Here is an 11,540-nt window from a genome sequence, read left to right as displayed (position 1 = left end):
TCGGATCCTTCCGGTATCAGACGCGCTCGATGATGGTGGCCACGCCCATGCCACCACCGACGCAGAGGGTGAGCAGGGCACGGCGCAGACCACGGCGCTCGAGCTCGTCGACCATGGTGCCGAGGATCATGGCACCGGTCGCGCCGAGCGGGTGGCCCATGGCGATGGCGCCGCCGTTGACGTTGAGCTTCTCGTCCGGGATGTGCAGGTCCTTCTGGAACTTCAGGACGACGGAGGCGAACGCCTCATTGATCTCGAACAGATCGATGTCGTCGACCGTCAGACCCGCGGTCGCGAGAACCTTCTTCGTCGCCGGCGTCGGGCCGGTGAGCATGATGGTCGAGTCGGCACCCGACGTGGCGGTCGCGACGACGCGGGCACGCGGGGTCAGGTTGAGGTCCTTACCTACCTGCTCGGAGCCGACGAGTACCAGCGCGGCGCCGTCGACGATGCCGGAGCTGTTGCCGCCGTGGTGCACGTGGTTGATCTTCTCGACGAAATGGAACTTCTGCAGGGCCACGGCGTCGAATCCGCCGACCTCACCGACCGTGGCGAACGACGGCTTCAGACCGGCCAGACCCGCGAGGGTCGTGTCGGGACGCATGTGCTCGTCCTGGTCGAGGATCGTCAGGCCGTTCTGGTCCTTGACCGGAACGACGGACTTGGCGAAGTAGCCACCCGACCACGCTGCGGCGGCGAGCTGCTGCGACCGCAGGGCGTACGCGTCGACGTCCTCGCGGGAGAAGCCCTCGATGGTCGCGATGAGGTCGGCGCCCACGCCCTGGGGCACGAAGTAGGTGTCGTAATTGGTGGCCGGGTCCAGTCCCCACGGGCCGCCGTCGGAGCCCATCGGCACGCGCGACATGGACTCGACGCCACCGGCGATGACGAGTTCGTCCCAGCCGGAACGAACCTTCTGTGCCGCGGTGTTCACGGCCTCGAGGCCGGACGCGCAGAAGCGGTTGATCTGGATGCCGCCGACGGTGTCCGGCAGGCCTGCCGCGGTGGCTGCGGCGCGTGGCATGTCGGCGCCCTGGTCGCCCACCGGGCCGACGATGCCGAGGATCAGGTCGGAGATGCGGTCCTCGTCGAGATCCGGAAAACGGACACGCAGCTCGTCGATCAGACCGGTAACCAGGGAGATCGGCTTGACGGGGTGCAGCGAGCCGTTCTTCTTGCCGCGGCCGCGGGGGGTTCGGATGGCTTCATAGATGAATGCCTCGGTGGTCACAGTGCGCAGGTTCCTTCCCGTGCTGACGGTGTGGTGGCGCGGCATCCCACCTGAGGGACGTCCACGCCCAACCTTCCGCCTCCACGGTAGGAGCGCATCCCCAGCCGCGATAAGGACCGAACCGATCGGGCTCCGTGACCGAACCGAACCTCACGGAGGTAACTCCACGACAGATTCTCCCTCGCTTCATCCGGTGCCGACCTGCGAAAACAGGCGCATCGGCAAAAATTTCGGACCCGACGGGAACTTTTCGCTCCGCCCGCGCCTCATATCACCGACACACACGAACGCCCCTGCATCCGAACGTACCGATGGAAAGCGAGCACACCATGACCAGCGGATTCTTCTCCAACACCTCGGCCGACTCCACCTCCGAGTCCACCGACAGCACCCGCTCGGACGCATCCTTCGGCTCGACCGCGTCCTCCACCGACTCCGCGTCCGCCGCGAGCGACCGCGCCGACTCGTCCTACGGCTCCAACTCGTCGTTCGACAGCGACTCCTCGTTCGGTTCGTCCTCGGCCGCCGACCAGGGCTCCGTGAGCTACGAGTCGTACGAGCGCTACGAGCGTTACGACTCCTCCGGGGCGAGCAGCTCCGACTCGTCGTACGGATCGGCGAGCGACAGCGGCTCGTCCGCCTCGGTCGGCGCGTCCTCGTCGGCATCGGACAGGAGCAACAGCGCCTCGTCGGCCGACTCGGCCAACGCAGGTATTTCCTCCTCGGCCACGAATTCCGCCGACCGCGCTGCGTCCTCCGACTCGAGCGCGACAAGCGCGATGACCTCGGGCGGTAACGCCGGCTCGACCTCGACCGGCGCATCAGGCCCGCAGCCGGTGGTCCTCGACGAGTACTCGAGCTCGGATGGCGCCGAGTACGTCGAATACGACACCGACGGCGACGGCGTGGTGGACCTGATCACCGTCGATCTCGAAGGTGACGGCCGCATCGACGCCACCATCAGTGACACCGACGGCGATCTCGTCCTCGATCAGATCTCGGTGGACACGGACGGCGACGGACTGGTCGACTTCTCCGCCGTCGACGCGGATGGCGACGGCAGGCTCGATGTCGCCGCGGTCGACATCGACGGCGACGGCGAGGTCGACGCCGTGATCGACCTGCACAGCGGTGCGGTGGACTACGACGGTGACGGCGTCGCCGACGACTACGTCGATGTCAGCGAATTCGACTCCGGCAGCAGCTCGGAGTACAACACCGACCTCGCCTGATCGGCCATGTCAACCGATGATGCAGGTACGACTCCGATCGCCGATCGGATCGACGACCTGATCACCGATGCCGACGTGGCAGCAGACGGCGACGAACGCACCGGCATCATCGACCGACTCGCCGCGCTCGGGGTCGAACGCGTGACCGCATCGGCAGGCACACCGTTCGACCCCACCCTGCACCGCGCGGTCGCGAGGGTGCCCACAACGAGTGGGATCGACGTGAACACGATCGAGGAGACCGTCCGTCCGGGTTGGCGACACCGCGGCCATATGATCCGCTACGTCGAGGTGAAGGTACGAGTCCACCGATGATGATGAGGGAGAGACACCGATGAGCTGGGTCCTAGCGGTCGACTTCGGCACGTCCAACACCGCCGCAGCGCACCGGATCGGACCCGACCGGGTCGAGACGCTCCCGCTGACACACACGGGCAATGCGCTGCCGTCGTCCGTGTTCGTCGGGTCGCATGCGATGTCCACCGGGGATGTGGCACTCAACGAGGCATCGCTCGACCCCTCCGGATTCGTGCTTGCGCCGAAGTCGCTCGTCGGCGCCGGATCGATCGTCGTCCGAGACCGGGAGGTTCCCGTCTCGTCGATCATCGCGGCAGTGCTGCGCACCGTGTACGGGCAGGCGCTCCGACGCCACAACAACGAACCACCGGCCGAGGTCGTGCTCACCCACCCGGAGGCATGGTCGGCGCGGGAGTTGTCGGTGCTACGCGAGGCCGCATCGATCGCAGGTCTCGGCGGGAATGTCTCGCTGATCTCCGAGCCTCGCGCGGCGGCGTTCTACTACTCCCGCCAGCACGACGCGAAGGTCGTCAAGGGTTCGACGATCGCCGTGTTCGACTTCGGTGGGGGGACACTCGATGTCGCCGTACTCACCGCAACGAACGAATGGACCTTCGAGGTCCTGCGCGCAGGCGGCGACAACGCGCTCGGCGGAAAGACTCTCGACGGCGCGATCGCACGGTGGGTGGATCAGCACCTGGCCGAGGAGAATCCCCAGCTCTGGGCGTGGCTGCGCACACCCGAAGGACTCGAAACCCGACGCACGCTCGACGACCAGGTCCGCAAGGCGAAAGAGCTTCTCTCCGAAGCACCTTCCGCAACGATCCGGATCAGGGGCAACGGGTCGGACATGAACCTGGCCCTCACGCGGGACGAGTTCGAGCAGATGATCGAACCGCAGATCACCCGTGCCGTCCATCTTGCCCGGGGGGTGTTGCGCGATGCCGGCGTCGTCGGCGGTGGTCTGCAAGCGCTGTACCTGACGGGTGGGTCGTCCCGAATTCCCTACGTACATCGCAGATTGGCCGAACTCGGACCGATCGCCACTCTCGACGACCCGAAAACCGTGGTAGCGAAGGGTGCAGCCGGGTTCGTCTCCGGTGGCCGCACCACCGCCCCGCCCGCGATGGTCGACACCGAAGTTCTCCACCGGAGACCGACCCCGAACGCCGTGTCGGCTCGCCCACCGTCGGCATTCGTCGAACCGAATACCGAGGCGAGGCCGCCACGTGGCAAGCGGAAAGTCATGGCGCTCGCCGGAGGAGCTGCGGCGACCGCGATCATCGCGGCAGCAGGCTTCTACTACGGCACACAGGACGACGCGCAGGCCTCAGCAGCCCCGACAACCATCGACGCCGCACCGGACAACGGCGGGACACCGCCCGCCACTGCGGACTCGAGCTACATCAGCGAGAACTCCGACGACGTCACGGCCCTGCTTCCCCGAAAGCTCCTCGATTCGAGCACCGAATGCAGCAAGTCAGGATTCAGCTCCCAGGGAGCCCTGCAGGTCCGTTGCCGGGTCGATCCGGATTCCTCACTCGGACAGGCGATCGGCATGGAATCCGTCGATTACGAGGCGGTCACCTCGTGGCGTGACGACCAATACGCACGATCGAACTTCATCCGGCTCCGCGACAGCAAGGACGGGAATATCAAGATCGTCTCGTCGGACGAGAACCGAATCATCGATCACGGCGCGGACGGCACCTACTTCACCGCCGTCGATCGGTCGACGGGACTGCTCATGCAGTTCTCGACCGACTCCGCCGAACAGGGAATGACCCTTCTGACCGAAATCGGTTTCACACCGAGCTGACTCACGCCCGAACTACCCTGCATCGATGCAGGACAAGGAGCATCACCCGACCATGCGTACCTCACGCATCCTTCTCTCCAGCACGGCCCTCACCCTGGCCCTTGCCCTGACACTGGCCGGCTGCAGCAACACCGCTGACGGCACTGCCATCGCGGAAGGCGCAGCGACCGGAACCGGTACGAGCGACACCGCAGCCACATTCGACACCGCAGGCACATTCGACACCGAATCACTCGACACCGGGGCATACAACACCGAACCGCGCGACTTCATCGACGAAGGCCAGTCGGCCGGAGACTTCGGCCCCGCGGTCGAAGGCCAGCGCATGGCCGAGTTCGTAATCCACCCCTACACGATCGACTCGACCCTCACCACAGGTGGCGGCATGGCAACGGGCGTCGGAGTCGGCGGAATCGGCAAGGTCCTGTCGGGTGGCGGCGCCGATGACGTCGCGAAATCGTTCGGCGTCATCACCGGTTTCGGCAGTTTCGCCAGTAACCCCGACGACTCCCGTCAGCTCGGTGTCGCAGTGTGGCGGTTCCCCGACACGGACAGCGCCGCGCAGGCTGCCACCGCCCTGCATGCGAACGCGCTCACACCGGAAGATGTCGGCTTCTCCTCCGGCCCGCAGACACCCGCATCGATCCCGCAACTGCCCGGAACTCTTGCGTCGACCTACTACTTCGACGGAATCGACACCGCGAGCATGTCGACCTTCACCGCACGCGGCCCACATGTGGTCTACACCTACACCTCCGCGGAGGAGAACGACATCGCGTGGAACTCCGATGTCACGGCGCGCGCCGTCGAGGCACAGCTCCCACTCATCGACAGGTTCCCGTTCTCACCGACCGACGAGATCGAATCGCTCCCGGTCGATCTCGACAAAGTTCTCGCCCGCGCGGTCGGTTTCGTCGAGAACGAATACGCGCGAAATTCCGACACAGCCGTCTACGGACCGCTCGGATGGCTGCACTTCGATTCGCATCCCGCCGAAACCGCTGCCCTCTTCGAAGCCAGCGGCGCCGACCGCATCGCCCTCGCCAACTCGACCGTCTACCGCACCAGCGGACCCGAGGCCGCCGAGGAACTGCGCGACGCATTCGTCGAACAGACCCTCGACTCCTACCCTGATCTGGTCGACGAGCCTGCGCCGCAGAGTGTTCCGGGAACCGTGTGCCTGGCCGGCGACACCGCTCAGGGCAGGGTGATGGACTGCATGATGACCTACGGCCCCTATGTTGCGCAGGTCCAAGGTCATCGATCGGTCGGGAACACCGATCCCGATTCGGACACCTTGCGGACGGTGCCACAGCGGGTGGCTGCCCAATACGTGAAATTCGTTCGCGCAGAGGAGAAGGGGCTCGGCGAGAACTGAGCCGAACCCGGCCCGGCACCGGCCTTGGCGGAGTCGGTGGTGGACGCCTCGTCCGAGTACACCTCGAAATGGATGTGCGGCCACCGGCAGGGATACGCCGCGGAGAAGATGCTGGTGATCCTCACCTTGCCGTCTGCGTCCGCGATCTGCACGCCGCGCAGACAGTTCTCCTCGGTGGCGCCTTCCGAGTACAGCGTCACCGAAGCTCGACCGGATGTCACTGCGCACGATCCCGCTCTGCTCGAGCACCTCCGGACCATTGAATCCGTCGCCCGGGTAGGGCCCGGCCGTCTCTTCGGGGATCTCGGTCAGGCCCGATGCCGCAGCCGTCGTCGAGGTCGCAGTAGTGCTGCTGTTCCCGCCGCACGCCGCCAGAGCCACTTCTGATTGTCAGCTCAGAGCTCCCTTTGGGTTGCTGTGCAGGCCCTTGATCTCCCCACACCCGACATGGCCACAGCCAATACTCCCGGCTCGCTGCACCGCCGAGCAGGCACAGACCCGCATGAGCCCCAAACCTCAGGCGCCTTCTCCATGAGAGTGTTCACTTGCGGTTTTGGGGAAACCGTTTTGAGTTGCAATGAAGCCTTCGCCCAACCGGTAGAACCGACACCAGCCGCACCCGGAACCACAACGACCACATCGCCGGAGACCGCGACCCCTCCGGCCGTCACAACCAGCCAGGACGCGGCGCACCGCACCGCACCGACCTATGTAAGCCACGCCGACGCACCAACACTGCCGACATGCCGGCCGCAACCGAATAGGAAAGCCGTCGACCGGGACGCGCTATCGCCCCAGTTCAAAAGGTATTTTCAGACAGCGCAGCGCCCCTGCTCCAGCATTGACGAAGCAGGGGCACTCTCGAGCACCGCACATCCGAATGTGCGTTTCGGCGACGCCGAGGGCACTGAGTTACTCGACCGGGGTCGAGTCCACTGCCCATGTCAGGAGCAGGTCGCCGCCCTCGGCCGATCGCTCACGACGTTCGACGTGGATGGCGCCGCGGCCCGCGTCCTCGTCGAGTGTGCCGTCAGCGAGGGCTGCTTCGAGGAGGTAACGCTTGAACACGTCGGCGTCGAGTTCGCGCCATCGATGCTGATCACGACCACGAAAGAGCTGGTCGTGTGTCGAGGACTTGCCGGCCCCTGGTGGTCCTGCCATCACAATGGCCGAGCGTTCGCGGGCAACATACGGATTCGAGGTGCGCCACCGTGCGAGGATCTGCTCATGCAGTCGTCGGCGCGCGCTGGTGGGCACCGGGGCGCCGTCGATGCGCCGGAACCAGCGGCGATTGTTCACCGTGGCATGGGGCGCGTCGGGCTGGAGCGGACCTCCTCCGGTCGACAGGGACGTGAGATAGATACGGCGGGAGTCGATCTCGGCGGATGTGAGCACAGGTCAGCGGTCTGCCAGCGCCTCGAGGAGAGCGTCGTAGTCCTCATCGGTGAGGAACCCGTCACGCAAGGCACGCCCGACCTGCATAGTGAAGCTTCCTTCCACGGAAGGGTTTCCGTCGTCGACCCACTCGAACGGATTAGCCTCGACGGCGCGTTCGTACTCCCAACCGGTCAACTCTCGCATCATGGCAGCACGTGCGATCTCACCGGCGGCGTATCGGGCCGCGATCTCGTAGACGGTGCCCCCATGTGTGCCGGGTCGTAGGTCGGGAGCGTCGATGCGGGCGCGGCGCAGCATGTCGCTGATCGTCGGCTGACTCACGCCGACGATCTTGGCCAGGCGCATTTGGGTGAAACCTCGCTCGTGGAGGTGGCGCAGATGCCGCAGGTAGGCGATGTGCGCAGCGGTTTCGCGGGCTTTCTCCCGGCCCAGATCGGCGACGAGCTGCTCGTCAGGGTTCATCATCGTCGTCATACCGCACCTCCTGCTGGCGTCGCACTGTCTACTACCCCACCTGCCAGTGTATAGGAAAACCTATAACCGCTGTTCACGTAGTGCATCATTCCGCGATCGTGGAAGGGCAAGGACTCCGGCCGCACTCCACCGGGTTCCTCGGGCTGATCAAGCCGGCCCTGCCGTCGATGCTGTGGATCGGTGCCTCGCTGCTGAAGATCACCGCGCTGCTCGCGATCCGGTTCGCGATCCTGTTCGCGCCGTTGTGGGTGCCGCTCGCGCTCGCTGGTGTCGGGTGGCCGGCGACCGGCCCGCATCCTGCGCAGGCTCGCCACCGCCTACATGTGGCGCGTGGCGGGCGCGGTTATCGTCGCGCTCGCCGGCCGGGATCTTGCCCGTGGCGCCACCCCCGGTCGAGGGCAAGGCCGCCGAGCGGGCTGCCGCGACCGGTGTCTCCGCGTGGAGGCGCCTGAACAAGGACGAGGCCGAGAGCGGGGCCGATGCGATCACCGCTTCAGTCTGGGTCGCCGAACAGTGACTCGGCTACGGAATCGCTGGGAGTTCGCTGTGAATCGCGTGCGGCTTCTCGCTGAGCGGGAGTCCCCGGCTCGGCGCGCGACGACTCCCCACAGAATCGCCCGGACAGGCGAATCAGATACGAAGGAGCCCCACATGACCACGACCGGCCACACCGAATCCCGCCGATTCGAGAACAAGGTCGTGTTCATCACCGGGGCCGCGCGCGGACAGGGCCGCGCCGAAGCGGTCCGGTTCGCGCAGGAAGGCGCCGACATCATCGCGATCGACGCGTGCAGCGAGTTCTCGTCGACCGCGTATGCCGGAGCAACGCGCGACGATCTCGATGAGACCGTGCGCCTCGTCGAAGCGACCGGGCGACGCATCGCCGCCACGGTCGCCGATGTGCGCAACTTCGATGCACTCTCGCAGGCGCTCGCGGCAGGCGTCGAGAAATTCGGGCGCCTCGACGTCGTGATCGCCAACGCCGGAATCTGCTCGGGCGGCCTCTCGTGGGAGATCACACTCGAGCAGTGGCGAGAGACCGTCGACGTGAACCTGACCGGCGTATTCCACACCGCGAAGGCCGCTGTGCCACATCTGCTCGCCACGGGCGACGGCGGCTCGATCGTGTTCACCAGCTCGGTGTCGGGCATCAAGGGCACTCCGTTCACCGGTCACTACGCCGCGACCAAGCACGGCATCGTCGGCCTCGCGAAGACGATGGCGAATGAGCTCGGTGAGCATCGCATCCGCGTCAACACCGTTCATCCCGCCGGGGTCGAGACGGGTATGACCGTCTCGGATCTGCACCCGCTGATCGCGAAGCACGCCGCCACGCTCGGCCCGATCTACATGAATTCGCTTCCATACCAGATCCTTCAGGCCGACGACGTCGCCTCCGTGGTGGCGTGGGTCTGCTCGGACGAGGCCAAGTACATCACCGGCGCGCAGGTGCCGATCGACCTCGGCAACCTCATCCGATAGGCGCTGCTACTTCTCGTCGATCGGCTTGGCCCCCAGGACGTCCTTCAGCAGTTCCATCGCCACGTCCTCGGGGTCGCGCCGGGTCGACGGATCGCCCGGGGTCGCGGCTTCGGCGAACATCTCGTCGACGTCCTCCTTCGAGATCTTCGATGGATCCTGTGGCGGAGCATCGTAATTCGAATCCGGACCGGGGTCGTCGGGCAGATCGGGGCCGTCGGGCGGCGGAATGTCGTCGTACTCGGAACGCTGCGGCGGTGCAGCACCCGCCCCGTCACCCGACGGGGACGATGCGTCGGGTGCCGGTGCACGTTTGGCCTGACTGGGCCGCGAGAATCGCGGTTGTCCGCCTGGGCGCGACTGCTTGGGTGCCGCGGCGTTTTTCGCGGGTGCAGGCGCGGCAGAACCATGGACGCACGTGACGTCGAAATCGACACCGAACAATTCGCGGAGCGCGTCGGCGATCACGGTCGCGTTGCGTGGCTCGGCGAGTCGTTTGACCAGCGGCGCAGAATCGTGGACCAGGACCATCCGGGTGCCGTCGACTTCGCGAACCGTAGCGCCGGACAGCATGACCTCCACGGTCTTGCTACGGGCACGCACCTTGGCTCGAACCTCGGACCACACTTCACGAATCCCAGCTGCGTCGGGACCCGATGCTGCGGCAGGCACCGACTCAGGTTGCGGCTGTGGTGTAGGCGTCGGCTGCGGTGCGGGCGTCGGCTCGGCCTCCGGTTCCAGTTCGGGCGCCACCGACTCCGGTACAGGTACTGGCGCCACGGGAGAGGACGGAGGCGTTGCAGCACGTGGTTCGGGCTCCCGAACAGGCTCCGGCGCCGGCGGTTCAGGCTCCGGAGTGGGAGCCGGAGCCGGCGAGGCGGCTACCTCACTCGGCGCCGAATCGGACGTACGACGCTGGGACGGACGCTGGAAGCGCGCCGCCGGCTCGTCGGGTGCGACCGGATCGGCGACAGGCTCCGGCGCCTGACGCGGAATCGCCACTGAACTCGCTGCCGCCACCGCGGCTCCGGTCGCGGCGGGACCCGGAACGAATCCCTGCTCGAGCCGCTCCAGCCGCTGCAAGACCGCAGACTCTGCGTCGGATGCCGACGGAAGCAACATGCGGGCGCACATCACCTCGAGTAACAGGCGCGGGGCCGTCGCGCCGCGCATCTCGCCGAGCCCGGCATGGATGATCTCGGCGTAGCGCGTGAGCGTGGCGGGCCCGAGCTTCGAGGCTTCGTCGCGCATGCGCTCGAGTACATCGCCGGGCGCATCGACCAGTCCGCGTTCGGCGGCGTCGGGGACGTTGCGCATGAGAATGAGGTCGCGGAGACGTTCGAGGAGGTCTGTCGCGAAGCGACGCGGATCGTGCCCGGCATCCATGACCTTCTCGACGGTCCCGAACAGCGCTGCACCGTCTCCGACTGCCAATGCGTCGACGGCTTCGTCGATCAGCGCGACATCGGTGACTCCGAGCAGGGACAGGGCACGCGGGTAGGTGACGCCTTCCGGGCCTGCTCCCGCGAGGAGTTGGTCCATGACAGACAGTGAATCTCGGGGCGAGCCGCCACCGGCACGGATGACCAGCGGATACACCGCATCTTCGACCGTCACGCTCTCCTGGACGCAGATCTTCTCGAGGAGACCGCGCATCGCAGTGGGTGCGAGCAGGCGGAAGGGGTAGTGATGGGTACGCGACCGGATGGTGGGGAGCACCTTCTCGGGTTCGGTGGTCGCGAACACGAAAATCAGGTGTTCCGGCGGCTCCTCCACAATCTTGAGCAGGGCGTTGAACCCCTGCGTGCTGACCATGTGGGCCTCGTCGATGATGAAGATCCGGTAGCGCGACTCGGCCGGTGCGTAGAACGCTCGATCGCGTAGCTCGCGAGTGTCGTCGACGCCGCCGTGGCTGGCCGCGTCGAGTTCGGTGACGTCGAGGTTGCCTCCCCCACCGGGCCCGAGCGACTCACACGATCGGCACTGCCCGCACGGTGTCGAGGTGGGGCCCTGTTCGCAGTTCAGCGACCGCGCGAGGATGCGCGCCGACGACGTCTTGCCGCACCCGCGCGGACCCGAGAACAGGTAGGCGTGGTTGATGCGGCCGGTGTCGAGGGCCGTACTGAGGGGCGCGGTGACATGCTCCTGCCCCACCACCTCGGCGAAGGTCGCGGGTCGATACTTCCGGTACAGGGCCACGCGCCGAGAGTACCGGCGCGCGCCGACAACAAC

Annotated in this window: 11 protein-coding genes and 1 pseudogene; 8 read left to right on the top strand and 4 right to left on the bottom strand. The window is 66.5% G+C overall.

Annotated elements, in window-relative coordinates; translation table 11 throughout:
• Positions 1-16: 16 nt before the first annotated feature.
• Positions 17-1,231 carry an acetyl-CoA C-acetyltransferase gene (locus ACFWB0_RS16870; RefSeq protein ID WP_378491613.1) on the bottom strand — a complete coding sequence of 405 codons (1,215 nt, stop codon included), beginning with the start codon at positions 1,229-1,231 and terminating at the stop codon, positions 17-19.
• A gap of 329 nt (positions 1,232-1,560) precedes the next feature.
• Here ACFWB0_RS16870 and ACFWB0_RS16865 point away from each other — a divergent pair, with 329 nt between their 5' ends.
• From ACFWB0_RS16865 to ACFWB0_RS16845, 5 genes are read left to right on the top strand one after another with little or no spacing between them, the layout of a single operon-like run.
• Positions 1,561-2,463 carry a hypothetical protein gene (locus tag ACFWB0_RS16865; protein WP_378491612.1) on the top strand — a complete coding sequence of 301 codons (903 nt, stop codon included), beginning with the start codon at positions 1,561-1,563 and terminating at the stop codon, positions 2,461-2,463.
• A 6-nt stretch (positions 2,464-2,469) separates the two neighbouring features.
• The gene (locus ACFWB0_RS16860; protein WP_378491611.1) at positions 2,470-2,778 is read left to right on the top strand and encodes a nucleotide exchange factor GrpE; all 309 of its coding nucleotides are present in this window, start codon (positions 2,470-2,472) and stop codon (positions 2,776-2,778) included.
• A gap of 19 nt (positions 2,779-2,797) precedes the next feature.
• On the top strand, positions 2,798-4,579 hold the full coding sequence (locus tag ACFWB0_RS16855; RefSeq protein ID WP_378491610.1) for an Hsp70 family protein: 1,782 nt from the start codon (positions 2,798-2,800) through the stop codon (positions 4,577-4,579).
• A gap of 25 nt (positions 4,580-4,604) precedes the next feature.
• On the top strand, positions 4,605-5,957 hold the full coding sequence (locus ACFWB0_RS16850) for a hypothetical protein (RefSeq protein WP_378491609.1): 1,353 nt from the start codon (positions 4,605-4,607) through the stop codon (positions 5,955-5,957).
• Between the two features lie 39 nt (positions 5,958-5,996).
• On the top strand, positions 5,997-6,344 hold the full coding sequence (locus tag ACFWB0_RS16845; RefSeq protein WP_378491608.1) for a hypothetical protein: 348 nt from the start codon (positions 5,997-5,999) through the stop codon (positions 6,342-6,344).
• A gap of 525 nt (positions 6,345-6,869) precedes the next feature.
• Here ACFWB0_RS16845 and ACFWB0_RS16840 read toward each other — a convergent pair.
• Together ACFWB0_RS16840 and ACFWB0_RS16835 are read right to left on the bottom strand one after the other, a co-directional pair.
• Entirely contained in the window at positions 6,870-7,352 is a 483-nt protein-coding gene (locus tag ACFWB0_RS16840) for a hypothetical protein (RefSeq protein WP_378491607.1), read from the bottom strand.
• Positions 7,353-7,355: 3 nt separating this feature from the next.
• Positions 7,356-7,829 (bottom strand): hypothetical protein, encoded by a 474-nt coding sequence (locus tag ACFWB0_RS16835; RefSeq protein ID WP_378491606.1) that lies wholly within the window; start codon positions 7,827-7,829, stop codon positions 7,356-7,358.
• 99 nt (positions 7,830-7,928) lie between these two features.
• Between ACFWB0_RS16835 and ACFWB0_RS16830 the strand changes: the two are divergent.
• From ACFWB0_RS16830 to ACFWB0_RS16820, 3 genes and pseudogenes are all read left to right on the top strand, one after another.
• Positions 7,929-8,186 (top strand): annotated as a pseudogene (locus tag ACFWB0_RS16830) (hypothetical protein); the annotation flags it as partial.
• A 19-nt stretch (positions 8,187-8,205) separates the two neighbouring features.
• On the top strand, positions 8,206-8,346 hold the full coding sequence (locus ACFWB0_RS16825) for a hypothetical protein (protein WP_378491605.1): 141 nt from the start codon (positions 8,206-8,208) through the stop codon (positions 8,344-8,346).
• A 134-nt stretch (positions 8,347-8,480) separates the two neighbouring features.
• Entirely contained in the window at positions 8,481-9,311 is an 831-nt protein-coding gene (locus ACFWB0_RS16820) for a mycofactocin-coupled SDR family oxidoreductase (RefSeq protein ID WP_378491604.1), read from the top strand.
• A 6-nt stretch (positions 9,312-9,317) separates the two neighbouring features.
• On the opposite strand, the gene ACFWB0_RS16815 is transcribed toward ACFWB0_RS16820, so the two are convergent.
• A complete protein-coding gene (locus tag ACFWB0_RS16815; RefSeq protein WP_378491603.1) occupies positions 9,318-11,507 on the bottom strand; it encodes a DNA polymerase III subunit gamma and tau in 2,190 nt (729 codons plus the stop codon).
• Positions 11,508-11,540: the final 33 nt, after the last annotated feature.

The organism is Rhodococcus sp. NPDC060086, from assembly GCF_042730275.1.
Lineage (GTDB): Bacteria > Actinomycetota > Actinomycetes > Mycobacteriales > Mycobacteriaceae > Rhodococcus.
This window is presented reverse-complemented; position numbering and strand designations above follow the sequence as displayed.